This is a genomic window from Hydrogenophaga sp., from assembly GCF_031426985.1.
GTDB lineage: Bacteria > Pseudomonadota > Gammaproteobacteria > Burkholderiales > Burkholderiaceae_C > Hydrogenophaga.
On record NZ_JASJOY010000117.1, the window covers coordinates 1 to 25,135 of the forward strand.

At 69.7% G+C, this 25,135-nt stretch carries 21 protein-coding genes; 15 read left to right on the top strand and 6 right to left on the bottom strand.

What is annotated here, in order from left to right:
- The 7 genes from RMP09_RS14490 to rpsU form a co-directional block, all read left to right on the top strand.
- Positions 1 to 695, top strand: a 695-nt coding sequence (locus tag RMP09_RS14490; protein WP_310566688.1) for a type IV pili methyl-accepting chemotaxis transducer N-terminal domain-containing protein, incomplete at its 5' end; no start/stop codon positions are given.
- Positions 696 to 720: 25 nt separating this feature from the next.
- On the top strand, positions 721 to 1,188 hold the full coding sequence (gene nirD, locus RMP09_RS14495; RefSeq protein WP_310566705.1) for a nitrite reductase small subunit NirD: 468 nt from the start codon (positions 721 to 723) through the stop codon (positions 1,186 to 1,188).
- Positions 1,189 to 1,193: 5 nt separating this feature from the next.
- A complete protein-coding gene (locus RMP09_RS14500) occupies positions 1,194 to 3,980 on the top strand; it encodes a molybdopterin-dependent oxidoreductase (protein ID WP_310566689.1) in 2,787 nt (928 codons plus the stop codon).
- A 36-nt stretch (positions 3,981 to 4,016) separates the two neighbouring features.
- Positions 4,017 to 4,964 (top strand): DNA-binding protein YbiB, encoded by a 948-nt coding sequence (ybiB, locus tag RMP09_RS14505; RefSeq protein ID WP_310566690.1) that lies wholly within the window; start codon positions 4,017 to 4,019, stop codon positions 4,962 to 4,964.
- A complete protein-coding gene (gene cobA / locus RMP09_RS14510; protein WP_409559735.1) occupies positions 4,961 to 5,767 on the top strand; it encodes a uroporphyrinogen-III C-methyltransferase in 807 nt (268 codons plus the stop codon). The genes ybiB and cobA overlap by 4 nt, the downstream gene beginning before the upstream one ends.
- Positions 5,768 to 5,797: 30 nt before the next feature.
- The gene (locus RMP09_RS14515) at positions 5,798 to 7,099 is read left to right on the top strand and encodes an NAD(P)/FAD-dependent oxidoreductase (protein ID WP_310566691.1); all 1,302 of its coding nucleotides are present in this window, start codon (positions 5,798 to 5,800) and stop codon (positions 7,097 to 7,099) included.
- A 193-nt stretch (positions 7,100 to 7,292) separates the two neighbouring features.
- The gene (rpsU, locus tag RMP09_RS14520; protein ID WP_056273869.1) at positions 7,293 to 7,505 is read left to right on the top strand and encodes a 30S ribosomal protein S21; all 213 of its coding nucleotides are present in this window, start codon (positions 7,293 to 7,295) and stop codon (positions 7,503 to 7,505) included.
- Positions 7,506 to 7,556: 51 nt separating this feature from the next.
- Here the strand turns inward: rpsU and RMP09_RS14525 are convergent, their stop codons facing one another.
- Positions 7,557 to 8,477: a LysR family transcriptional regulator gene (locus tag RMP09_RS14525; RefSeq protein ID WP_310566692.1), complete on the bottom strand. Its 921-nt coding sequence runs from the start codon at positions 8,475 to 8,477 to the stop codon at positions 7,557 to 7,559.
- A 70-nt stretch (positions 8,478 to 8,547) separates the two neighbouring features.
- Between RMP09_RS14525 and lysA the strand changes: the two genes are divergently transcribed.
- Positions 8,548 to 9,786, top strand: coding sequence for a diaminopimelate decarboxylase (lysA, locus tag RMP09_RS14530; RefSeq protein WP_310566693.1), 1,239 nt, complete (start codon positions 8,548 to 8,550; stop codon positions 9,784 to 9,786).
- 140 nt (positions 9,787 to 9,926) lie between these two features.
- Complete coding sequence (locus RMP09_RS14535; RefSeq protein WP_310566694.1) at positions 9,927 to 10,373, top strand: GatB/YqeY domain-containing protein; 447 nt, start codon at positions 9,927 to 9,929, stop codon at positions 10,371 to 10,373.
- A 19-nt stretch (positions 10,374 to 10,392) separates the two neighbouring features.
- Here the strand turns inward: RMP09_RS14535 and RMP09_RS14540 are convergent, their stop codons facing one another.
- Both RMP09_RS14540 and pmbA read right to left on the bottom strand, forming a co-directional pair.
- Positions 10,393 to 11,286, bottom strand: a complete 894-nt coding sequence (locus RMP09_RS14540; RefSeq protein ID WP_310566695.1) for a DMT family transporter — start codon at positions 11,284 to 11,286, stop codon at positions 10,393 to 10,395.
- Between the two features lie 89 nt (positions 11,287 to 11,375).
- Entirely contained in the window at positions 11,376 to 12,809 is a 1,434-nt protein-coding gene (gene pmbA / locus RMP09_RS14545; RefSeq protein ID WP_310566696.1) for a metalloprotease PmbA, read from the bottom strand.
- Positions 12,810 to 13,000: 191 nt separating this feature from the next.
- Between pmbA and yjgA the strand changes: the two genes are divergently transcribed.
- From yjgA to RMP09_RS14565, 4 genes are read left to right on the top strand one after another with little or no spacing between them, the layout of a single operon-like run.
- Positions 13,001 to 13,669: a ribosome biogenesis factor YjgA gene (gene yjgA / locus RMP09_RS14550; RefSeq protein WP_310566697.1), complete on the top strand. Its 669-nt coding sequence runs from the start codon at positions 13,001 to 13,003 to the stop codon at positions 13,667 to 13,669.
- Complete coding sequence (gene mog / locus RMP09_RS14555; protein ID WP_310566698.1) at positions 13,662 to 14,255, top strand: molybdopterin adenylyltransferase; 594 nt, start codon at positions 13,662 to 13,664, stop codon at positions 14,253 to 14,255. Before yjgA ends, mog begins: the two co-directional genes overlap by 8 nt.
- Positions 14,256 to 14,274: 19 nt before the next feature.
- On the top strand, positions 14,275 to 14,751 hold the full coding sequence (locus RMP09_RS14560; protein WP_310566699.1) for a peptidylprolyl isomerase: 477 nt from the start codon (positions 14,275 to 14,277) through the stop codon (positions 14,749 to 14,751).
- A gap of 43 nt (positions 14,752 to 14,794) precedes the next feature.
- The gene (locus RMP09_RS14565; protein WP_310566700.1) at positions 14,795 to 16,600 is read left to right on the top strand and encodes a chorismate-binding protein; all 1,806 of its coding nucleotides are present in this window, start codon (positions 14,795 to 14,797) and stop codon (positions 16,598 to 16,600) included.
- 142 nt (positions 16,601 to 16,742) lie between these two features.
- Here RMP09_RS14565 and cysE read toward each other — a convergent pair whose 3' ends face one another.
- Both cysE and RMP09_RS14575 read right to left on the bottom strand, forming a co-directional pair.
- Positions 16,743 to 17,516, bottom strand: a complete 774-nt coding sequence (cysE, locus tag RMP09_RS14570; RefSeq protein ID WP_310566701.1) for a serine O-acetyltransferase — start codon at positions 17,514 to 17,516, stop codon at positions 16,743 to 16,745.
- A 37-nt stretch (positions 17,517 to 17,553) separates the two neighbouring features.
- Positions 17,554 to 18,303, bottom strand: a complete 750-nt coding sequence (locus RMP09_RS14575; protein WP_310566702.1) for an RNA methyltransferase — start codon at positions 18,301 to 18,303, stop codon at positions 17,554 to 17,556.
- Positions 18,304 to 18,445: 142 nt separating this feature from the next.
- Between RMP09_RS14575 and RMP09_RS14580 the strand changes: the two genes are divergently transcribed.
- Positions 18,446 to 19,390: an inositol monophosphatase family protein gene (locus tag RMP09_RS14580; protein WP_310566703.1), complete on the top strand. Its 945-nt coding sequence runs from the start codon at positions 18,446 to 18,448 to the stop codon at positions 19,388 to 19,390.
- A 209-nt stretch (positions 19,391 to 19,599) separates the two neighbouring features.
- Here RMP09_RS14580 and RMP09_RS14585 read toward each other — a convergent pair whose 3' ends face one another.
- Positions 19,600 to 22,848 (bottom strand): PAS domain-containing protein, encoded by a 3,249-nt coding sequence (locus RMP09_RS14585; RefSeq protein ID WP_310566704.1) that lies wholly within the window; start codon positions 22,846 to 22,848, stop codon positions 19,600 to 19,602.
- A 142-nt stretch (positions 22,849 to 22,990) separates the two neighbouring features.
- On the opposite strand from RMP09_RS14585, the gene mutS reads away from it, so the two are divergent.
- Positions 22,991 to 25,135: DNA mismatch repair protein MutS (gene mutS / locus RMP09_RS14590; protein ID WP_310566707.1), on the top strand; the 2,145-nt coding region annotated here is incomplete at its 3' end.

Here is a 25,135-nt window from a genome sequence, read left to right on the forward strand (position 1 = left end):
CCGGCCGCCAGCGCATGCTTTCGCAGCGCATGGGCAAGGCCTGGCTGGCGCTGGTCCACCAGGCCGAAGGTCGCAACGCCAGCGCCGTGCTGGACAAGTCGATGGCCCTGTTCGACCGCCAGCTGGCCGAACTCAAGGCCTTCGCGCCGTCCCCCGACATCCGCGGGACCTACACCGCGCTGGAAGCGGCCTGGAGCGACTACCAGGGCGCCCTGGTCGGGACCGCGCCCAGCAAGGCCGGCGCCGCGGCGGTGCTCAAGGCCGACGCCCGCGTGCTGGCACTGGCCCACCAGGGCACGGTGCAGTACGAAGCCGCCATGGGCCGCCCGGTGGGCAAGCTGGTCAACGTCGCCGGCCGCCAGCGCATGCTGTCCCAGCGCATGGCCAAGTTCTATTACGCCGCCACGCTGCCGGTGGACAGCGCCACCGCGGTGGCCGAGATCGGCAAGGCGCGCAGCGAGTTCCTGGCCGCCATGACCACCCTGCGCGACGCGCCCGAAGCGACCGCCCGCATCCGCGACGAGCTGGTGCTGGCCGACGGCCAGTGGTTCTTCTTCGACCAGGCCCTGCAACGCGTGCAGTCGGGCGCCGCCGCCGCCACCGCCAAGCCGCTGTCCGACGTGTTCGTGACCAGCGAGAACCTGCTCAGCGTGATGGACCGGGTGACCGGCCTCTACGCCAACGTGAAATCCTGACCAACGCGAAAGAAGCCCCATGAACATGAGCCAATGGACCCCCATCTGCCAGGTTGACGACATCCCCGTGCTCGGCTCGCGCCGCGTGGCGCGCGCGCAGGGCCTGGACGTCGCCGTTTTCCGCAACGACCAGGACGAGGTGTTTGCCCTGCTCGACCGCTGCCCGCACAAGGGCGGCCCGCTGTCGCAAGGCATCGTCTTCGGCACGCACGTGGCCTGCCCGCTGCACAACTGGACCATCGGCCTGTGCGACGGCCAGGCGTCCGCGCCCGACGAGGGCTGCACGCCGAAGTTCAGCGTGAAGGTGGAGAACGGCCAGGTGTTCCTGGACGCCACGCAGCTGGCATCGCACGCGACCGATCTCGAACGCCCGATCGCAGGCCCCAAGAACCGGCGCCCCCACGCTCCGCCGCTGCGCGGGTCGCTGCCCCCCGAGGGGGCTGATCCGGCTTGGGGCGGCCCGGCGCCGGATCGCAACACGTCGAAGGCCTGAGCACCATGACCGAAACCCGCTCCACCTGCCCCTACTGCGGCGTCGGCTGCGGGGTGCTCATCCAGAGCGAAGGCGGCCAGATCACCGGGGTGCGCGGCGACCCTCAGCATCCCGCCAACTTCGGCAAGCTCTGCACCAAGGGCAGCACGCTGCACCTGACGGCCACGCCCGCCATCACGCGCCAGACGCGCCTGCTGCAACCGATGCAGCGGCTGCAGCGCGGCCAGGCGCCGGTGGCCATGGCCTGGGACGCGGCCCTCGACGAGGTGGCCGGCCGCTTCGGCCGCATCGTGCGCGAGCACGGCCCCGACGCCGTGGGCTTCTACATCAGCGGCCAGCTGCTGACCGAGGACTACTACGTCTTCAACAAGCTGGCCAAGGGCCTGATCGGCACCAACAACGTCGATACCAACTCGCGCCTGTGCATGAGCAGCGCGGTGGCGGGTTACAAGCTCACGCTGGGCGCCGACGCGCCCCCCGCCTGCTACGACGACGTGGACCACGCGCAGTGCCTGTTCATCGTCGGCAGCAACGCGGCCTACGCCCACCCCATCCTGTTTCGCCGCATCGAGGCCGCCAAGCACCAGCGCCCGGGCATGAAGGTGATCGTGGCCGACCCGCGCCGCACCGACACCGCCGAGCTGGCCGACCTCTACCTGCCGCTGCAGCCGGGCACCGACGTGATGCTGTTCCACGGCCTGCTGCACACCATGCTGTGGGAAGGCTGGATCGACCACGCCTACATCGCCGCCCACACCAGCGGCTTCGACGACCTGAAAGCGCTGGTGCGCGACTGCACGCCCGACGTGGTGGCGCAGACCTGCGGCCTGCCCAAAGAAGACCTGTTCAAGGCGGCGCAGTGGTTCGCGCAGTCGCCCGCCACACTCAGCCTGTATTGCCAGGGCCTGAACCAGAGCAGCAGCGGCACGGCCAAGAACGCGACCCTGATCAACCTGCACCTGGCCACCGGCCAGATCGGCAAGCCCGGCGCCGGCCCCTTCAGCCTGACCGGCCAGCCCAACGCCATGGGCGGACGCGAGGTCGGCGGCCTGGCCAACCTGCTGAGCGCCCACCGCGACCTGGCCAACCCGGCGCACCGCGCCGAAGTGGCCGCGCTCTGGGGCGTGCCGGATGTGCCCGCCCAGCCCGGCAAGACCGCGGTGGAGATGTTCCAGGCCGCGGCCGACGGCGAGATCAAGGCGCTGTGGATCGCGTGCACCAACCCGGCGCAGTCCATGCCCGACCAGGCCACGGTGCGCTGCGCGCTGGAGCGCGCCGAGTTCGTGGTGGTGCAGGAAGCCTTTGCGACCGCCGCCACCTGCGACTTCGCCGACCTGTTGCTGCCCGCCACCACCTGGGGCGAGAAGGACGGCACCGTCACCAACAGCGAACGCCGCATCAGCCGCGTGCGCACCGCCGTGCCCGCCGCAGGCGAAGCGCGCCACGACTGGCGCATCGTGGTCGATGTGGCCCAGCGGCTCGAAGCGCAGCTGCGCCCGGGCCAGCCCACGCTGTTTCCCTACGACACACCCGAAGCGATCTGGAACGAACACCGCGAGACCACCCGCGGCCGCGACCTCGACATCACCGGCCTCTCGTACACCCTGCTGGACCAGCAAGGCCCGCAGTGCTGGCCGCTGCGCGAAGGCGACACCCAGGGCAAGACCCGCCTGTACGGAGACGGTGTGTTCCCCACCGCCGATGGCAAAGCCAGGTTCGCCGCCCTGCCCTACCGGCCCGTGGCCGAGCCGCGCGAATCGCGCTTTCCCTTCGCCCTGACCACGGGCCGCCTGCGCGACCACTGGCACGGCATGACGCGCACCGGCACCATCGGCCGCCTGTTCGGCCATGTGGCCGAACCGGCGGTGCAGCTGAACCCGCAGGACATGGAGCGCCGCGGCCTGAAGGACGGCGAGCTGGTGCACGTGACCAGCAAGCGCGGCTCCATCGTGCTGCCGGTGCAGGGTTCGCGCACGGTCCAGCCCACGCAGGCCTTCATCGCCATGCACTGGGGACCCGAATACCTCAGCGGCCGCAACAGCCAGGGCGAAGCGCTGGCGGGCGTCAATGCGCTGACCACATCGGCCTATTGCCCCACGTCCAAACAGCCCGAGCTCAAGCACGCGGCCGTGAAGATCCTCAAGGCCGAACTGCCCTGGACCCTGCTGGGCGTGGCCTGGCTGCCCGAGGCCTCGGCACTGACGGCGCTGGCCGAACTGCGTTCACTCATGCCTTCGTTCGACTTTGCATCGTGCGTGCCCTTCGGCCGCGAACGCACCGGCGTGCTGTTCCGGGCCGCCGCGCACGAGGCGCCCGATCCGGCGCTGATCGAGCGCATCGAGGCTCTGCTGGGGCTGAACACGCCGGATGCGCTGCGCTACGTGGACAAGCGCCGCCAGCAGCGCCGCACCGCGCGCCTGCAGCGTGGCGCAGGCGCCGAGGGCGAGACCGTGACGCTCGAAGCCTTCCTGCTGGCCGGCGACACCAGCGCCGAAAACTGGATCAAGACCCTGCTGCAGGATCAATTGCCCGCCGGCCGCTACGGCCGCCTGCTGCTCATGCCCAGCGCCTCGGCGCCGGTCGCGGTGGTCGCCAAAAGCCCCCAGGTCTGCACCTGCTTCAACGTCAGCGAAGACGCGATCCGCGGCGCGCTGCCGCGCTACGGCGGGCAGGACGACCAGCGCCTGGCGCAGTTGCAGGGCCAGCTGAAATGCGGCACCAACTGCGGCTCCTGCATCCCGGAACTGCGGCGGCTGGTGAAGGCGGTGCCCGTGTCGCTGGTGGCCATATAGCCCGCCGTCATCTGGCCTCGCGGACAATTGCGCTCCATGAGCATCAGCCAATACATCAAGGACATCGGGCGCGGCAAAGACGGCGCCCGTTCACTCAACCGCGCACAGGCCACCGACCTGTTCGGCCAGGTGCTGGACGGCGCCGTGACCGACCTGGAGGTCGGCGGCTTCTGCCTGGCCATGCGCATCAAAGGCGAAACGCCGGAAGAAATGGCCGGCTTTCTGGACGCGACGCACGCCCGCCTGCAGCGCGTACCCGACAACGGACTCACCACCGTGGTGCTGCCCAGCTACAACGGTGCACGCAAGCTGCCGGTGCTCACGCCCCTGCTGGCCCTGCTGCTGGCGCGCGAAGGCGCGGCGGTGCTGGTGCACGGCACCGCGACCGAAGACAAACGCGTGACCAGCGAGGCCGTGTTCGCCGCGCTGGGCCACCCCGCCCAGACGGCTGTGAACGCACTGTCCGCGGGCGACTGCGCCTTCGTCCCCAGCGAGGTGCTGCACCCTGGCCTCAAGCGCCTGCTGGACGTGCGCCGCGTGGTCGGCCTGCGCAACCCGGCGCACAGCCTGGTCAAGCTCATGAACCCCTGCGCTGGCCGGGCGCTGATCGTGGGCAGCTACACACACCCCGAGTACGCGGTCTCCATGTCCGAGACCTTCGCGCTCGTCGGCGCGCACGCCCTGCTGCTGCGCGGCACCGAAGGCGAGCCCGTGGCCGACGCCCGCCGCACGCCGCAGATGGACGCCTTCCGCGACGGCCAGCGGGTGCTGCTGCAGCCCGCGCAGGAAGGCTCGCTCGCCGCGCTGCCCGATCTGCCCAAAGACATCTCGGCCAATGCCACCGCCGCCTACATCCGCGACGTGCTGGACGGCCGCCTGCCCGTGCCCACCCCGATCGCGCAGCAAGTGGCACACATCCTGCAAGAGCTGCACGGTCAGCCCACCACAGAGACAAGCCGCACCGCAGAGGTCAGCACACCATGAACATGCCCGCCACCGTCATCGCCACCCAGAGCCAGTTCAACCCCGGCACCGTCACCCTCGTGGGCGCCGGCCCCGGTGACCCGGAACTGCTGACCATCAAGGCGGCCAAGGCCATCGCCGCGGCCACCGTGCTGCTGGTGGACGACCTGGTGAGCGACGGCGTGCTGGCCCACGCATCCCCGACCGCGCGCATCGTGCACGTGGGCAAACGCGGTGGCTGCAAGAGCACGCCGCAGGCCTTCATCGAAAAGCTCATGATCATGGCCGCCCGCGAAGGCGAAGTGGTGGTGCGGCTCAAGGGCGGCGACCCCTTCATCTTCGGCCGCGGCGGCGAGGAGGTCGAACACCTGCGCGAAGCCGGCATCGAGGTCCAGGTGCTCAACGGCATCACGTCCGGCCTGGCCGGCCTGACCTCGCTGGGCGCGCCGCTCACGCACCGCGACCACGCACACGGCGTTGTCTTCATCACCGGCCACGCAAAACCCGGCGACAGCGGCACCGACTGGCAGCAACTCGCCGCCACCGCGCGCGACGCCAAGCTCACGCTCGTCATCTACATGGGCGTCTCCAGCGCCACGCAGATCCAGACCGACCTGCTCACCGGCCTGCCGGCCAGCACGCCGCTGGCCATCATCCAGCACGCCAGCCTGCCGCAGCAGCGCCACGCCGTCTGCACGCTGGGCCAACTCACCGCCACCCTGGCCAGCGAAGGCCTGGGCAGCCCGTCGGTGATCGTCGTCGGCGACGTGGTGCGCGGCATCGCGGCCGTGGCCCAGCCGCGATCGGAACGCCACGCCGCCTGAGGCATCGCGGGCCCGCCTACACTGCGGGCCATGCAAAGTTTTGACGTGGTGGTGGTCGGCGCGGGTGCGGCCGGCCTTTTTTGTGCGGGCATCGCGGGCCAGCGGGGGCTCAAGGTCCTGCTGCTGGACCACAGCGACAAGGTGGCCGAGAAGGTCCGCATCTCCGGTGGCGGCCGTGCCAACTTCACCAACCGCGACATCGACGTGCGCCAGCCGCACAAACACTTCGTCGGCGACAACCCGAACTTCTGCCGCTCGGCGCTCTCGCGCTACACCCCGGCCGATTTCATCGCGCTGCTGCAGAAACACGGCATCCCCTTCCACGAAAAGCACAAAGGCCAGCTGTTCTGCGACCGTTCGGCGGGCGATCTGATCGACCTGCTGCTGGCCGAATGTGCGGCCGGCGGCGTGGCGCGCTGGCAGCCCTGCGGCGTGAAAGACCTGCGCGCCAAGGACGGTGGCGGCTACGAACTGAGCACCGACCAGGGGCCGGTGCAGGCCCGTCAGGTGGTGATCGCCACCGGCGGCCTGTCGATCCCGGCCATCGGTGCCACCGATTTCGGTTTCCGGATCGCGAAACAGTTCGGCCTGCGCACGGTGGAGCCGCGCCCCGGTCTGGTGCCGCTGACCTTTGACGGGGCGGGCTGGGCGCCGTATGCGGGCCTGGCCGGCCTCGCCCTGCCCGTCCTCATCGAAACCGGCGACAAGAAAGGCCCCCACGCTCCGCCGCTGCGCGGGTCGCTGCCCCCCGAAGGGGCTGGTTCTGCCTTGGGGCGGCCCGGCGGCAAAACCAACCGCACCGTGTTCGCCGAGGACCTGCTGTTCACGCACCGCGGCCTCTCGGGCCCGGCGGTGCTGCAGATTTCCAGCTACTGGCAGCCCGGCACGCCGATCCGCATCAACCTCGCGCCCGAGGTGGACCTGCAGGCCGCATTGGTCGACGCCAAGCAACGCTCGCGCAAGCTGCTGGTCAACGAACTCGCGCAGTGGGTGCCGTCGCGGCTGGCCGATGCCTGGGTGGAACAGGACAAGGAATGGCAGCGGCCGGTGGCCGAATGCAGCGACAAGGCGCTGGCCCGGCTGGCCGAGCGGCTGGCGCGCTGGGAACTGGTGCCCACCGGCACCGAGGGCTACAAAAAGGCCGAGGTGACGCTCGGCGGCGTGGACACGCGCGATCTGTCGTCCCAGACCCTGGAATCGAAACAGCCCGGCCTGTACTTCATCGGCGAGGTGGTCGACGTGACCGGCTGGCTGGGCGGCTACAACTTCCAGTGGGCCTGGGCGAGCGCGCATGCCTGCGCGATGGCGCTGTCGGAACAGAAAAGTGGGTGACAACCGCCGCCGACCGGCTTCAAACCCGCCAAAAAGCTGGCAAACCGGGCCGACAAGGCTATAATCCAAGGCTTTGCTGGCAGACCCCCGTCGGCCAATACTAGTTAACAGGCGGGGGAACTTTGCAGAAACGATGCCTGGGCCCGATCTTCCCGTTCATCCTCTTTCTGTGCATTCTGGAATCTTTCCTTCAATGACGACCATCCGTGTTAAAGACAACGAGCCGTTCGACGTCGCTCTGCGTCGCTTCAAGCGCACCATCGAAAAACTGGGTCTGCTGACCGACCTGCGCGCCCGCGAGTTCTACGAAAAGCCGACCGCCGAGCGCAAGCGCAAGAAGGCCGCCGCCGTCAAGCGCCACTACAAGCGTGTGCGTTCGATGCAGCTGCCCAAGAAGCTGTACTGATTCTTCAGTCGCTTCGGAAAAAACCCGCTCAGGACGCTGCAGCGGGTTTTTTTACGCCTGTGCGGTCCGGAACAGGCGGGTTTTCAGCGCCGTGGCGGCCTCGGCCAGGGCCGCCTCGAAGTCTGTCCGCAGCGGGTGCTCGGTGCGCCAGCTCGGGCAAATCAGCGCGACGTGGAACGGGATGCTCACGCTCAGCGGCTTCACCACCAGGCCCTCCCCCGCCAGTTCCAGCGCCGTCAGCGGGTTGACGATGCCCAGGCCCAGCCCCTGGCGCACCAGGGCACAGACCGAGACCGCGCTCGGCGTTTCCAGCAGCAGGTCGCGCGCCACGCCGGCCGCAGCGAACAGCGCGTCGACCTGCTGGCGGTAGGGGTCGGCCGGCGCGAAGCTGATGAAGGACTGGCCCGCAAAATCTTCCAGCGCCAGCACGGCCCTGCGAGCCAGCGCATGGCCGGCGGGCAACACCGCCACCTCGTCGGCCACCAGCAGGGTCTGCAGCGTGCAGGCGGCCGGCGCCTCGTGGCGCTCGGAAAGGCCCAGATCGAAGCGCTGCTCGGACAGCGCGGCTTCGAGCTGCGGCGACTCGATCGGTGTCAACCCCACGGCCGCTTCGGGCTGCTGCAAGGCGAAGCGCCGGATCGCATCGGGCAGCAGCGCGTGCGAGAGCGCCGGCAGGCAGGCCAGTTGCAGCCGGCCGTGGGCATAGGCCTTGAGCGCCACCGCCGTCGCGGCGATGCGCTCCAGGCCCACATAGGACTGCTCCACCTCCTCCATCAGCGCCAGCGCCCGCACGGTGGGCTTCAGCCGCCCCTTGACCCTCTCGAACAGGGCAAAGCCCAGCACCTGCTCCAGCCGCGCCAGTTCGCGGCTGACCGTGGGCTGCGAGGTGTGCAGCAGCTCGGCCGCACGCGTGACGTGGCCGGTGCCCATGACGGCGCGGAAAAAATCAATCTGGCGGTGGCTGAGTTTCATATCAATATTGAATTGATACCGAATTATCTGGCATTGCTCAATATGACCAGAACCGGGATCATTCGCCCCCATGAACCCCTTCTCCAACACCCTGCTCCAGTCCCTCGCCCGCCAGCACGGCACCCCGTTGTGGGTCTACGACGCCGCCACCATCCGCGCCCGCATCGCCGAACTGCGGGCCTTCGACACCATCCGCTTCGCCCAGAAGGCCAACTCCAACATCCACCTGCTGCGCCTGATGCGCGAGCAGGGTGTGGTGGTCGACGCCGTTTCGCGCGGCGAGATCCTGCGGGCGCTGGCGGCAGGCTTCACCGCCGATCTCAACGCCCAGGGCGCCTCGGGCATCGTCTTCACGGCCGACCTGTTCGACCACGCCACGCTGGCCACCGTCGCCCTACACCGCGTGCCGGTCAACGCTGGCTCCATCGACATGCTGCACCAGCTGGGCGCCGTGTCGCCCGGCCACCCGGTGTGGCTGCGCATCAACCCCGGCTTCGGCCACGGCCACAGCAACAAGACCAACACCGGCGGCGAACACAGCAAGCACGGCATCTGGCACGCCGAGCTCGACGACGCCCTCGCGGCCGTGAAGCAGCACGGCCTCAAGCTGGTCGGCCTGCACATGCACATCGGCTCCGGCGTGGACTACGCGCACCTGCAGGAGGTCTGCCAGGCCATGGTCCAGCTCGTGAAGCGCGCCGGCACCGACCTCCAGGCCATATCGGCCGGCGGCGGCCTGTCCATCCCGTACCGCGAAGGCGAAGCGCGCATTGACACCGCGCACTACTTCAGCCTCTGGGACGACGCGCGCCGCGCCATCGCCGCCCAGCTGGGCCATGCGGTGCACCTGGAGATCGAACCCGGCCGCTTCCTGGTGGCCGAGGCCGGCGTGCTGGTGACCGAGGTGCGCGCCACCAAGCCCATGGGCGCCAACCGCTTCACCCTGGTGGACGCCGGCTTCTCGGACCTGATGCGCCCCTCCATGTACGGCGCCTTCCACGGCATGGGCCTGATCCCGGCCGATCACACGCCGCGCGCGACAGTCGACACCGTGGTGGCCGGGCCGCTGTGCGAGTCGGGCGACGTGTTCACCCAGGCCGAGGGCGGTGTGGTGCTGACGCGCGCGCTGCCGCAGGCGCAGGTCGGCGACCTGCTGGTGCTGCACGACGCGGGGGCCTATGGCGCGTCCATGTCCAGCAACTACAACAGCCGCCCGTTGGCGGCCGAGGTGCTGGTCGATGGCGACAGCCACCGCCTGATCCGCCGTCGCCAGACGGTGGACGAGTTGCTGGCGCTGGAATCGGTGTAAGCCGAGATCCGGCGCCGGGCCGCCCCAAGCCGGATCGAGCCCCCTCGGGGGGCAGCGACCCGCGCAGCGGCGGAGCGTGGGGGCCAAGGATCTGGTTTGAGACAATCACCGGTTTCCCAGAACACCAACGAAAGCCCACCATGAGCCTGAAAGCACAGATCACCGAAGACATGAAGGCCGCGATGCGCGCCAAGGACAGCGAGCGCCTGGGCACCATCCGCCTGCTGACGGCCGCGATGAAGCAAAAGGAAGTCGACGAGCGCGTCGAGCTGGACGACACGATGGTCATCGCCATCGTCGACAAGCTGATCAAGCAGCGCAAGGACAGCATCGAAGCCTTCACCAAGGCCGACCGCATGGACCTGGCCGACAAGGAAAGCGCCGAGATGAAGGTGCTGCAGGCCTACCTGCCGGCGCGCCTGTCGGCCGACGAAGTGGCGACGGAGGTCAAGGCCATCGTGGCCGAACTCGGTGCCACGGGCCCGGGCGACATGGGCAAGGTCATGGGCGCGGTCAAGGCCAAGCTGGCCGGCAAGGCCGACATGGGCCAGGTCTCGGCCGCGGTCAAGGCGGCTCTGGCCGGCTGAAACCCCAGCCCCCGGTGCGCTAAGACCGCGTCAGGATGAGCGCGGTGCCCACCACCGCCAGGGCGGCCCCGACCCAGGCCCCGGTGGCCGGGCGCCGCCGGTAGATCCACCACAGCAAGGGCAGCAGCAGGACGGGCGTGACCGACGAGAAAACCGCGACCAGCCCGGCCTGACCGTGGCGCATGGCGTACAGGATCAGGGTCATGCCCAGCGCCATCGCGACCGCCGCACTCAGGAACACCAGCGCCGCATCACCCGGCCGCAACGCGGACCTGGCGCGGGCGCCCGACCAGCCCGACGCGAACAGCACGCCATGGGCCGCCAGCGCCAGGCTCATGCGCACCGCCGATGCACTGACCGCGTCGATGCCGGTGGCCATGAGCGGCTTGAGCATCAGCGTCGCCACCGACTGACACAGCGCCGCCACCAGGCCCAGTGCCACGCCCACCGCCAGCCGGCCCCGCGTCTGCTCCCAGCCGTGCGATTCATCCTCGCGCTTGCCCCATAGCACCGCCGTCATCACGCCGCCCACCAGCAGGCCACTGCCCAGCAGCGTCCAGCCCCAGATCACCTCGCCCAGGAACAGCCAGGCCAGCACAGCCGAAAACAGGGCGTGGGTGGCGAACAGCACCCCGGAGCGGCGCGGCCCCAGGCGGTTCATGCAGGCGAACAGGGCGGTGTCGCCAATGAAGATGCCCACCACGCCCGACAGGCCCAGCAGCCCGATGGCGGCGACATCGAGCGTGCGCCAGCCACCCCCGACCAGCGCGAGCGCCCAGAGCAGGGAGCTGGCAAACAGCATGCGCCAGCGGCTGAACGCCACCGCGCCCAGGCGTTGGGCCGGAGGCGCCGAAAACAGGCTGGAGACCGCCCAGCACGCAGCGGCGACGACCGCGAGGACTTCCGGGCGCATGCCGGGGTTCAGCGGTGGTCCGCTTCAGGCTGAACCCGCCCTTGCGGTGGGCGGTCGACTGCGCAGCGGCGGCGCTCGGGTGCCATGGCTCAGCTCCCGGCGACCTTCATCCGGTTCACCAGGATGGAGCCGACCGTCTTGGCGCCGTAGTTGTAGGCATCGGCGCCCACGGCCTCGATCCCCTGGAACATGTCCTTGAGGTTGCCGGCGATGGTGATCTCGTGCACCGGGTAGGCGATCTCGCCGTTTTCCACCCAGTAGCCCGACGCGCCACGCGAATAGTCGCCCGTCACGTAGTTCACGCCCTGGCCCATGAGTTCGGTCACGAACAGGCCGCGACCCAGCTTTTTCAGCATGGCCTTGAGGTCGTCGCCCGGCTGCGTCAGGCGGCTGCTGAGCACCAGGTTGTGCGAACCGCCCGCGTTGCCCGTGGTGCGCATGCCCAGCTTGCGCGCCGAGTAGGTGGACAGGAAGTAGCCGAGCACCTTGCCGGCGCTGAGCACCTTGCGTTGCTGCGTGCGCACACCTTCGTCGTCGAACGGCGCACTGCCCTTGCCGTTGCGCACATGCGGGTCTTCCACGATGTCCAGGTGCCTGGCCATCACGCGCTTGCCCAGGCTGTCGTTCAGGAAGGTGGTCTTGCGGTACAGCGCACCGCCGCTGGTGGCCTGCACGTAGGCCCCCAGCAGGCCGGCGGCCAGGGGCGATTCGAACAGCACCGGGCATTCGGTGGTGGCGATCTTGCGACCGTTCAGGCGCGCCAGCGCACGTTCGGCGGCGTAGCGGCCGATGGCCTGGGGGCTGGCCAGGTCCAGCGGCGAGCGCTGGGAGCTGTACCAGTAGTCGCGCTCCATGTGCGCGCCCTTGCCGGCGATGGGCGCCACCGACAGGCTGTGGCGCGAACTGGCGTAGCCGCCGCTGAAGATGCCGGGCCGGCCGCGTTCGCCGCCCCGCATGTGGGCCGCAAAAAAGTGCGACTGCTGGGCCGACACGCTGGCGCCTTCGCTGTTGCTGATCTTCTTGCTGGTGGCAAAGGCCGCGTCTTCGCAGGCCAGCGCCAGCGTCACCGCCGCTTCGGAGTCGATGGCCCAGGGGTGGAACAGGTCCAGGTCCGGGTAGCTGTCGGCAATGTCCTGCGCGTCGGGCAGGCCGGCGGCCGGGTCTTCGGCGGTGAAGCGGGCAATGTCGTAGGCCGCGCGCACCGTCTGGCGGATGGCGTCGGGCGAGAAGTCCGAGGTGGACGCGTTGCCGCGGCGCTGCCCCAGATAAACCGTCACACCCAGGGATTTGTCGCGGTTGCGCTCGACGTTTTCCAGCTCGCCCTTGCGCACCGAGACGCTCAGGCCCGATCCCTCGGAGACCTCCACCCCGGCGTCGGCGGCTCCCAGCTGCTGTGCGTGGGCCAGCGCGAGGTCGGCCAGCGCCTCAAAACGGCTGCGCGCGTACTGGAAGCCGGGCAAGGGCTGGTCGGCGCTGACAGGGGGTTGGGACGGGGTGCGGGCGGAGGATGCGGGGTTTTTCATGTCGGCGGCTATGATACCGGCCGGTCCACTTTTCACGCTCCCACCACGCAACGCCCCTGCCCGCACCTCAGGCAGGGCGGCCGTCAAGGCCAGCGCAGAACCGTCCTACGTCACGCTCAGGACGGGCTGCCGCTGGCCCCCCAGCCAGGGATGACGCCGCCGGCGGCGTGGGGCTTGCCCCATCTCTCCTCATGTCCCGCAAACCCACCAAAGGCTACTACGTCCGAGGCCAATTCGTTGCCGAAGGCAGCGAACTCGACCTGGAACTCAAGCGAGAACTCAAGGGTTCGGTCGACATGAGCAAGACCGACCTCAAGAAGCACAGCGACCACCTGCAGGCGCTGGGCGAGAGCCTGCTGACCCTGCGGCGCGACCTGATGGCGCAGCTGCGCGAGCAGCACGAGGACATCACCGACAAGCTCATCGACGCGCTGGTCGAGGCCAAGCGCATCACCAACTTTGAGGGCAAGCGCCGGCAGATGCAGTTCATCGGCAAGCTCATGCGCAAGCTCGACGATGGCACCATCGCCGCCATCGAAGCCGCGCTGGAAGAGCAGCGCAAGCCCTCGGCCCAGGCCACGCTGGCCCTGCACCAGGCCGAACTGTGGCGCGACCGCCTGATCGCCGACGACAACGCGCTCACCACCTGGCTGCAGTCCGCCCCCGACACCGACGTGCAGCAGCTGCGCACCCTGATCCGCCAGGCCCGCAAGGACGCCCAGGCCGTCACAGAACGCCCGGGCGAGGCCCAGCGCCACGGCAAGGCCTACCGCGACATTTTCCAGATGGTGCGCACGGCGCTCTCGCGCGACGACGAGACCGCCGACGGCGACACCGAGCCAGAGGACAACCATGAGTGAGACCTTCGATCCGGTGCGCATCGGCATCGTCTCCATCAGCGACCGCGCCAGCAGCGGCGTGTACGAAGACAAGGGCCTGCCCGCGCTCAAGGAATGGCTGGGCAAGGCACTGAAGAACCCCATCACGTTCGATGAACGGCTGATCCCGGACGAGCAGGCCACGATCAGCGACACCCTGATCGCGCTGGTGGACGCCGGCTGCGCCCTGGTGCTCACCACCGGCGGCACCGGGCCGGCCAAACGCGACGTGACGCCCGAAGCCACCCTGGCCGTGGCCCACAAAGAAATGCCGGGCTTCGGCGAACAGATGCGCCAGATCAGCCTGGCCTTTGTGCCCACCGCCATCCTCTCGCGCCAGGTCGCCGTGATCCGCGACAGCAGCCTGATCATCAACCTGCCGGGCCAGCCCAAGGCGATCGCCGAAACCCTCGAAGGCGCGAAGAACGCCGACGGCACGCCCCGGGTCAACGGCATCTTCGCCGCCGTGCCCTATTGCATCGACCTGATCGGCGGGCCGTATCTCGAAACCCACGACGACGTCATCAAGGCCTGGCGCCCCAAGACCGCCGTCCGTCCCGCCCGTTGATCCCCCTCGCGAAGACACCATGAAGATCGTTCCCAACACCGTCGTCACCCTCACCTTCCGCGCCACCGACGCCCAGGGCAAGCTGCTGGAAGACGGCAAGACCCCGCGTTCCTATCTGCACGGCGGCTTCGGCAACACGCTGCCCGGCATCGAAAAAGCGCTGGAGGGGCAGGAAGCCGGCTACCAGGTGACGCTCGACATCCCGCCGGAAGACGCGTTCGGTGTGCACGACGAAAGCCTGATCACCACCATCCCCAAGAGCGAATTTCCGCCGGGTGTGAAGGTCGGCGGCCAGCTCGAAGGCCACGATGAACAGGGCCGCCATGCGGTGTTCACCGTCATGAAGATCAAGGGCGACACCGTGCACCTGGACGGCAACCACCCGCTGGCCGGCCAGACCCTGACCTTCCAGCTCAAGGTGCTGGAGGTCAAGGCCGCATCGGCCGAAGAAGTCGCCCACGGCCACGCGCACGGCGCCCACGGCCACCACCACTGATCCGCGCGCCGGGGCCTCAGTCGCTCCGGCGGCTGCCGCTGCCTTGCACGCCACCCTCGATTTCCCCGACACCGCGCCACAGGCGCCGCCGGGTCAGCGCCTGCGGGCCCGTTTTGAACACCCGGTCGAGGTGATCGAAGCCTGGACACTGGACCAGGTGCGCCCGGCCATCGAACGCGTGCAGGCACAGGCCGCGGCCGGTCGCTGGTGCGTCGGCGGCCTGGCCTACGAGGCCGCCCCGGCCTTCGACCCGCAGCTGGTCACCCCGCCCGCCGACCCCGGCTGGCCCCTGGTCTGGTTCGGCGTCTACGACGCGCCACAAGACAACTTCGCCCCCCCCAGCCCGGCGGGCCCGGGCGCACCGGACAGCCCCCGCTGGGACAGCGACTGGCCCCGCGAGCACTACCTGGCCCAGGCCCGGACCGCCCAGCAGGCGATGGCCGCCGGCGAGTGTTACCAGATCAACCTCACCACCGGGCTGCACGGCTCGCTGCACGGCGCGCCAGCCACCTGGATGACGGCCCTGTGCCAGCAGCAGCCCGACGGCTACCTGCTGTGGCTGGCCGACACCGGACGCCAGGTGCTGAGCGCCTCGCCCGAACTGTTCTTCGACTGGCAACCCAGCGACGCCGGCGGTGTGCTGCGCTGCCGCCCCATGAAGGGCACGGCGGCGCGCGCCAGCGATCCGGCCGACGACCAGGCCGCCCGCGAGCAGCTGCGGGCCAGCGCCAAGGAGCGGGCCGAAAACGTGATGATCGTGGACCTGCTGCGCAACGACCTGGGGCGCATCGCACAGACCGGCTCGGTGCGTGTGGAGCGGCTGCTGGAGGTCGAGGCCTGGCCCACCGTGTGGCAGATGACCTCGACCATCGCCGCGCAGGCGCTGCCCAGGACCGGGCTGCTGCAGGTGCTGGACGCGCTGTTTCCCTGCGGCAGCATCACCGGCGCGCCCAAGCGGCAGGCCATGCGGCACATCGCCGCCCTGGAAGGCCGCCCGCGCGGCCCCTACTGCGGCGCCCTGGGCGTGGTGCGCCCGGGCGGCCACGCCACCTTCAACGTGCCCATCCGCACACTGGCGCTGCAGCGGGACCCCGCGCCCGGCGCCGAACCGCCCTGGCGCGCCCGCTACGGCGTGGGCAGCGGCCTGACGGTCTATGCCGACCCGGCCGCCGAATGGAGAGAACTTTTGACCAAGAGCCGCCTGCTGCACCGCGTGAGCGAACCCTTTGCCCTGCTCGAAACGATGCGCCTGGAAAAGGGCCGCTACGCCCGGCCGGACTTGCACCTGCAGCGCCTGGCGCAGAGCGCGGCGCATTTCGGCTACCCGCTGGACCTGCCGCGCGTGCAACAGGCGCTCGACACGCTGCGCGGCGCGCACGGCCAGGGCCTGTGGCGGGTGCGGCTGCAGCTGGCGGCCGACGGCGGCATCGACGCCCAGGCCTTTGCCATGGCCCCGACCGCCGGCCCGGTGCGGGTGGCGCTGGCACCGCGAGCGCTGGACACCGACGACGCGCTGCAGGAATTCATCCTGCACAAGACCACCCGGCGCGCCCACTACGAGGCGCTGGCGCCCACCGACCCGGCGCTGTTCGACCACCTGCTCTACAACCTGCGCGGCGAAATCACCGAATTCACCCGCGGCAATGTGGCGGTGCTGCGCGACGGGCAGTGGTGGACGCCGCCTCTGTCCTGCGGACTGCTGGCGGGCACCTACCGGCGCGAACTGCTGGAACAGGGGCGGCTGCACGAAGCGGTGATCACGCTCGCCGAGCTGGCGCAGGCCCAGGGCCTGGCCTTCTTCAACGGCCTGCGCGGCTGGCTGGAAGCAGAACTCCCCCTGCGCCGCTGACGCGGCTTCCCCCTCTCTGGCGCGCCTGCAGCGCTGGGAGGGGGACGCACCCTGTGGCCCGGCGAAGCCGGTTCCACGGGTGCCCAGGGCGGCCGTCACGCACGCCGGGTACCGGTTCGGTACGCCCCCTGCGCCTGCGACCCTACTTGCCCACGAGCTGATTGAGCTTCTCGGCCTCGAAGCATTCCTCGCGCGCGGCGTCATCGGGCACGCAGTCGCCGCCGCGCTGGGCACAGGCCAGCTTTTCGATGGCGGCCCACAGCAAGGCGATCTGGTGTTCCTGGCTGCCGGTCTTGTCGATCAGGCCGCGCATGGCCTGAGACAGCGGGTCGTCTTCCTGCGTGATGCCGTAGGCCTGGAACTTGGGGTGCGCCTCGGTCACGTCGGCGCTCTCACCGGTTTTGCTCGGGATGATGCGCGCCGGAATGCCCACGGCCGTGGCACCCGCCGGCACCGGCTTGATCACCACCGCGTTGCTGCCGATCTTGGCGCCGTCGCCCACCTCGAAGCCGCCCAGCACCTTGGCGCCGGCGCTGACCACCACGTCCTTGCCCAGCGTTGGGTGGCGCTTGGTGCCCTTGTAGAGCGAGGTGCCGCCGAGCGTGACGCCCTGGTAGATGGTGCAGCCGTCGCCGATTTCGGCGGTCTCGCCCACCACCACGCCCATGGCGTGGTCAAAAAACACCCGCTCGCCCAGTTTGGCGCCGGGGTGGATCTCGATGCCGGTGAACCAGCGCGCGAAGTGCGAGACGAAGCGCCCCAGCCACTTGAAGCCATGCGTCCAGCACCAGTGCGCCGGACGGTGCAGCCACACCGCGTGCAGGCCCGGGTAACAGGTGATCACTTCCCAGGTGCTGCGCGCGGCGGGGTCGCGCTCGAGGATGCACTGGATGTCGGATCGGAGACGGGCGAACATGGGGCCTTGCTTTTTTCAGAAAAATCGGAGAACCAGTCTAGCGCTTTGCCTTGTCGGCGGTCTGCAGCATGGCCTTGGCGACACCGCGCAGGATGTGGATTTCCTCCTCGGTCGGCGCCGCGCGGTTGAACAGCCCGTTGAGCCGCGGCATCAGCTTCTTGGGCGCCTCGGGGTCCAGGAAATCCACCGCCACCAGCGCCTGCTCCAGGTGGGCCAGCATGCCGGCCACGGCCTTGGCATCGGCCGCGGGCCGTTCGGCGGCCGACGGCGTGACGGCGAACCCGCCCAGGGCCTGCCGCCAGTCGTAGGCCAGCAGCTGCACCGCCGCGGCCAGGTTCAGCGAACCGAATTGCGGGTGCGTGGGAATGGAAAGGCAGACGTGGCTGCGGTACACGTCCTCGTTCTTCATGCCAAAGCGTTCGGAGCCGAAGAGAAAGGCCAGGCCCTCGGGCTGCACCGCACCCGGCGCGGCGGTGTCGGCCAGCAGGCGGCTGAAATGCTCGCGCGGCGCGCGGGTGGGCGGCCCGAAGTCGCGCGGCGTCATGGCCGTGGCGCACAGGTGGCTCACGCCGTCCAGCGCTTCGTCCAGCGTGTCCACCACGCGTGCGCGCTCCAGCACATCGTTGGCGCCGCTGGCGCGCTGGATGGTCTCTTCCTTGCGCAGCACGTTCTTCCAGCGCGGGTTGACCAGCACCAGATCGTCAAAGCCCATCACCTTCATGGCGCGGGCGGCGCCGCCCACGTTGCCGGCATGGCTGGTGTCGATGAGGATGAAGCGGGTTCGCATGGTGTGGAATCTGTCGCGAGACAAAGGGCAAGGGGCCGGTAAAATGCCGGGTATTGTCGCCGCCCGCATCGCCGGGCCTCCGGCATCCCGCTCTTGCCCCTCTGCCCATGGCCACATCCGGCCCAGCCCAGGAACACAATTCATGTCGTCCAACCTCCACCCCATGCTCAACGTGGCCATCAAGGCCGCCCGCGCCGCTGGCGCCATCATCAACCGCGCGGCGCTCGACGTCGAAACCGTGCGCGTGTCGGCCAAACAGACCAACGACTTCGTCACCGAAGTCGACCATGCGGCGGAGGCGGTGATCATCGAAACCCTGCTGACGGCCTACCCCGACCACGGCATCTGGGCCGAAGAATCCGGACGACGCGAAGGCAAAGGCCCCGGCAAGAACCACGTCTGGATCATCGATCCGCTGGACGGCACCACCAACTTCATCCACGGCTTCCCGGTCTACTGCGTGAGCATCGCGCTCATGGTGGGCGACCGCATCGAGCAGGCCGTGGTCTACGACCCCACCCGCAACGACCTGTACTGCGCCACCCGTGGCCGCGGCGCCTACCTCAACGACCGCCGCATCCGCGTGGCCAAGCGCATCGCGCTGCGCGACTGCCTGCTGTCCACCGGTTTCCCGTTCCGCCCGGGCGACGCCATGCAGACCTACCTGCAGCTGCTGGGCGATGTCATGCCCAAGTGCACCGGCGTGCGCCGTCCCGGCTCGGCCGCGCTCGATCTGGCCTATGTGGCGGCCGGTTTCTCCGACGGTTTCTTCGAGACCGGCCTGTCGGCCTGGGACGTGGCCGCGGGCTCGCTGCTGGTGACCGAAGCCGGTGGCCTGGTGGGCAACTTCACCGGTGAAGCCAACTTCCTGGAACAGCGGGAATGCCTGGCGGCCAACCCGAAGATCTATGGCCAGCTGGTGGGCCTGACGGGCAAATACAGCAAGTTCGCCAGCGCGGGCGACAAAGCCGCCCTGCGCCAGGGCCTGCCCACGGCCGGAGAAGCCGCCGCTGCAGCCGCTGCGCCGGCCCCGCAGGAACCGCCGCACGACGACTTCCCGCCCACGGTGCACGTCGCACCGTTCTGACGGTCAGGCACCCCGCGCAGCGGCGGAACGCGGGGGCCAAGGTTTCAGGCGCCGGGCCGTCCCAAGCCTGAAACGAGCCCCCTCGGGGGGCAGCGACCCGCGCCAGCGGCGGAGCGTGGGGGCCAATGGCCGCAGCGCAGGGCCACCCCAAGCAAGGCCGGGCCCCCTCGGGGGGCAGCGACCCGCGGCAGCGGTGGAGCGTGGGGGCCTTACTTCTGCGGCAGGGTCCACCAGAACGTGGTGCCCACGTCCGGCAGGGACTCGGCCCAGATGCGGCCACCGTGGCGCTCGATGATGCGCGCCACGATGGCCAGGCCCACGCCGGTGCCCGGCACGTCGGAGCCGGCGTGCAGGCGCTGGAACAGGCCGAACAGCTTTTCGGCCCGCGCCATGTCAAAGCCCATGCCGTTGTCGCGCAGGTAAAAGGCGCCCTTGAGCGCATCGTGGCCCAGCACCAGCTCGGGCCGCTCGCGGTGGCGCGAATACTTCAGCGCGTTGTCCAGCAGGTTGACCAGCACCTGCCGCAGCAAGGTGGCGTCGCCCATCACCTGCGGCAGCGGCAGCACCTTCACCTGGGCCTGCGACTGGTCCGAGGCCAGGCTCTCGATCACCGAATGCGCCAGCGCCCCCATGTCCACCGGCGCCGGCTCCAGCGCCACGCGCACCACACGCAACAGCTCCAGCATGTCGGTGATCATCTGGCCCATGTTGCGCGACGAGCGCGCGATGCGCTGGAACATCTCGCGCGCCGACGGACTGAGCTTGTCCCCCTCCTCGTCGGCGATCAGCGCGGCAAAGCCGTTGACCGAACGCAGCGGCGCCCGCAGGTCGTGGGCAATGGAGTAGGAGATCGCCTCCATGTCCTTCATCGACCGTTCCAGCTCGGCCGTGCGCTCGGCCACGCGGCGCTCCAGGCTCGCGTTGAGCGCGCGCACCTGTTCCTGGGCGACCACGCGTTCGTGGATGTCCAGGTGCGTGCCCGACATGAACAGCGCCTGCCCATCCGGGCCGCGCCGGTGCACGCGTCCGCGGTCGTTGATCCAGACCCAGTGGCCCTCCTTGTGGCGCATGCGGATGTCGCACTCGTAGTACGGCAGTTCGCCGCTCCAATGCCACTGCAGCACGCGATCGGCCCGCTCCAGATCCTGCGGGTGCACCAGCTGGCGCCAGGTCTCGAAGGTGGTCGGCATGAGCTCGGCCACCGTGTAGCCCAGCATCTCGGCCCAGCGTTCGTTGATGACCATGGCGCCGGTCTCGATGTTGGTCTCCCAGATGCCCGGGCGGGTGGCTTCGAGCACCCACTGCAGGCGCTGGCGCTCTTCGCGCAGCGCATCTTCGGCCCGCACATACGAGGTGACATCCGAATAGGTCCGCACGAAGCCCCCTTCGGGCATGTTGCGGGTGTGGACCTCGAGCACGCGACCGTCCCGCGTGGGCCGGATGTACCGCTCGGCCGGTTGCGTGGTCGACGGGTCGTTCAGCCGCTCACGCAGGTCCGGATCGACCGCCCCCGACAGTCCGTCGAAGTCGCCGCGCTGGCGCTGAAACGCGACCACCTCGGCCCCCGTCGGCTGAGACGCCAGCAAGGCCTCCGGCAGGTCCAGCAGCTCCAGCATGCGCTGGTTGTAGAACCGCACACGCCCTTGCGCGTCCACCTGCGTCAGCCCCTGGCTGATGCTGTCAAAGGTCATCTGCAGGGCGGCGCTCTTTTCGGCCAGCAAGGCACTGGTGGCCTGGAACTGCAAGCGCGCGCGCCGGCGTTCGTGGTGACCGCGCCAGGCGATCACCAGCTGGCGCACCGCGCCCAGCAGGGGCTGAAGAAAGTCCACGTCGGCCTGGCTGTAGCCGCCGGGCTGGTTGGACAACCCGACCATGGCCACCAGCCGGTCGCCCACCGCCAGCGGCACGCCCAGAAACGCGTTCAGCGGAGGGTGTCCGGGCGGCAGGCCCCTGGCGCGCGGGTCGTTGGCCGGGTCGTTGGCAATGACCGTCTCACCGGTGCACAGGGCATGCCCGAACAGGGTCTGCAGGTTGCGGAACACCATGCCCGCCTCCAGCTGCTCGCCGTGCTGGCGCTGCGATGCTTCGTCCCAGGCGATGTTGGAGATCGCATGCATCTTGATGTAGGGCTGCTCGCGCATGTCGAACAGCACCTCGCCCACAAAACCGTACTCGCTGCCGGTGACGGTCAGCAAGGTCTCCAGCAGCCCGGAAAAGGCCGAGCGTTTGTCGTCCGATTCGATGAACGCCGCCTGCGCCTGCTGCACCGCTTCGAGCATGCGGTGCTGCCGCGCCAGCGCCTGCTCGGCCTGGCGCGTCTCGGTCACATCGTTGGTGAAGCCGTGCCAGAGCGTGGAGCCATCGGGTTCGCGCTGCGGCAGCGCGTCCACGCTGTACCAGCGCACGCCCCCCCGGGGCAGCAGCACCCGATACACCTGGTGCCAGAGGCTCAGGTCGCGGGCCGATTGCGTGAGCGTGGCCAGCATGGGTGCCTTGTCGTCCGGGTGCACCCGCGTGAACAGCAGATTGCCGTCGCGCTGCAGGTCCTTCGGATCCAGCTCCAGCATGACGGCCGCCGCTTCGCTGAGGTAGGGAAAGTGGCTGCTGCCGTCGGGCCGTTGCCGGGCCAGGAACAGGGTGCCCGGCACGCGGGCGGTGATGTTGCGGATGAACGCGAGCTGCTCGGCCTGGGCCAGCGTGGCCTGCTTTTCGGTGGTGATGTCCTGCAACACGCCGAAATCGGTCTGGGGATTGCCCGCCACGGTGGTGCGTCCCATGCGCGTGCGCAGCCAGAGCTCGCACCCATTGTCCGGGCGCCGCCAGCGGAATTCGACGGTGCGCCCGTCCATGACCTCGCGTGCGGCCTGCCATGCGGCCAGGTCGTCGGGGTGGATGCCGCCGCGCCCGGCATGCCGGGGCAGGGATTCCTGTGGAGCGAAGCCCGCCAGTTCGTGGAGGCCGGCCGACCAGACGATCCGGTCGTCGTCGTCCGCATTGGTCCAGTGGCCCACCCGGGCCAGCTTTTCGATCGCCCCGTACAGCTCCACCTGCCGCTGCAGATCGAGGTTCATGGCCTGCAGGGCGTGCTCGGCCTCGAATTCGCGGGATATCTCGTGCAGGAACACCAGCAACAGGGGCTCAGGCGCCATCTCCAGCCGGCGGGTCAGCAGGCGCACCCTGAGGCCCCGCTCCCCGTCCAGGCAGAGGATGCGCTCGCTCGGTCCCGTTGACAAGGTGCTCAGATAGGCCTGGCGCTCCGCATCGCTGGGCCAGTGCCCCAGCTCCACCGTGGTGCGGCCCAGTGCCGCCTCGCGCGTCAGGCCGGTCGCGGCCAGCCAGGCGTCGTTGACCGCCAGCAACCGGCCGTCGGATTCCCGGCTCAGAGACGCGGGCACCGGGGCCGCCATGAACATGGCTTCGTAGGGCAGACCGGAGGAGTCGGGAGCAGCGGGAGGCATGGGCCTGAAAACGGTGCGATCAAGGAAGGTTGCACCCATTGTGGCTCAAGCATGGCGCGGGACCGAACTGCTACAGTTGCCGCCCATATTGGACCGACCGCCCGAGCCTGCCTTGACCGCCCCGCTGGACCACCACACCCCCATGATGCAGCAGTACCTGGCCCTCAAGGCCGGGTATCCCGACACCCTGCTGTTCTACCGCATGGGCGACTTCTACGAGATGTTCTACGCCGACGCCGAAAAGGCGGCGCGGCTGCTGGACATCACCCTCACCCAGCGCGGCCAGTCGGGCGGGCAGCCGGTGGTCATGGCCGGCGTGCCCTTCCATTCGGTCGACAACTACCTGGCGCGCCTGATCAAGCTGGGCGAGTCGGTCGCCATCGCCGAGCAGGTGGGCGACGTGGCCACCGCCAAAGGCCCGGTGGAACGCAAGGTGGTGCGGGTGGTCACACCCGGCACCCTGACCGACACCGAACTGCTGTCCGACAAGACCGAGGCGCTGCTGATGGCGGTGCACCCCGGCGCGCGCACCGGCGCCGGCCTGGCCTGGCTGTCGGTGACGCAGGGCATCGTGTTCATGGCCCAGTGCGCCAGCGACGAACTGGCCGACTGGATCGCCCGCGTCGGGCCTGGCGAGCTGCTCTACAGCGCCGAGGTCACGCCCGCGTTTGAAAAGTCGCTGCAGCAGATCAGCGCACAACCCTTGCCCAGCGGCCAGCCCTGCGTGGCCGTGGTGCGGCCGGCCTGGGCGTTTGACGCCGGGCTGGGCGAACGCAAGCTGCTGGAGCAGTTGCAGGCCGCCAGCCTGGCCGCCTGGGACGCGCAGGACCTGAAAGACGCGCACGCCGCCGCCGCCGCGCTGCTGGCCTATGCCGAACACACGCAGGGCCGCGCGCTCACCCACGTCAAGAGCCTGCAGGTGGCGCGCAGCGGCGAGCTGATCGACCTGCCCGCGGGCACCCGCCGCAACCTCGAACTCACCCACACCCTGCGCGGCGACACCAGCCCCACGCTGTTTTCGCTGCTCGACACCTGCCACACCGGCATGGGCAGCCGCGCGCTGCGCAGCTGGCTGCTGGAGCCGCGCCGCGAGCGCACCCAGGCGCGCGAACGGCTGGCCGCCATCGGCCTGCTGCGCGGCGGGCTGTGGCAGGGCCTGCGCGCCGAACTCAAGGGATCGAGCGACGTCGAGCGCATCACCGCCCGCACCGCGCTGCGCCAGGTGCGCCCGCGCGAACTGGTCGGCCTGACGGCGACGCTGGCGCGTTCCGCACAGCTGGCGCGTGCGCTGGCCGCCGGCCTCGGCGCCACACCGCCCGCACTGCTGCAGCGCATCGCCGCCGACCTGACGCCGCCGCCGGGCTGCGCCGAGCTGCTGGCCCAGGCCATCGCCCCCGAACCGGCCGCGCTGGTGCGCGACGGCGGCGTGATCGCCGACGGCTTCGACGCCGAGCTGGACGAGCTGCGCGGCATCCAGACCAACTGCGACGGTTTCCTGATCGACCTGGAAACCCGCGAACGCGCGCGCACCGGCATCGCCAACCTGCGCGTGCAGTTCAACAAGGTGCACGGCTTCTACATCGAGGTCACGCAGGGCCAGATCGACAAGGTGCCCGACGACTACCGCCGCCGCCAGACGCTGAAAAACGCCGAGCGCTTCATCACGCCCGAGCTCAAGGCCTTCGAGGACAAGGCGCTCTCGGCGCAGGACCGGGCGCTGGCGCGCGAGAAATACCTCTACGAACTGCTGCTCGACGAGCTGCAGGCCTGGATCGCCCCGCTGACCCGGCTGGCCCGCGCCATGGCCGCGCTGGACGCGCTGTGCGCCCTGACCGAACGCTCATTGACGCTGAACTGGACCGAGCCGAGCTTCGCGCCCGAGCCCTGTATCGAGATCCGCGGCGGCCGCCATCCCGTCGTCGAAGCGCGGCTGAACGAAACCACCGGCGGCAGCTTCATCGCCAACGACACGGTGCTGGGCGGCAAGCAGCGCATGCAGGTCATCACCGGCCCCAACATGGGCGGCAAATCCACCTACATGCGCCAGGTGGCCGTCATCGTGCTGCTGGCCAGCATGGGCAGCTACGTGCCCGCCGCCGGCTGCCGCCTCGGCCCGATCGACGCCATCCACACCCGCATCGGCGCGGCCGACGACCTGGCCAACGCGCAGTCGACCTTCATGGTCGAGATGACCGAGGCCGCGCAGATCCTGCACGCCGCCACGCCCCAGAGCCTGGTGCTGATGGACGAGATCGGCCGCGGCACCTCCACCTTCGACGGCCTGGCG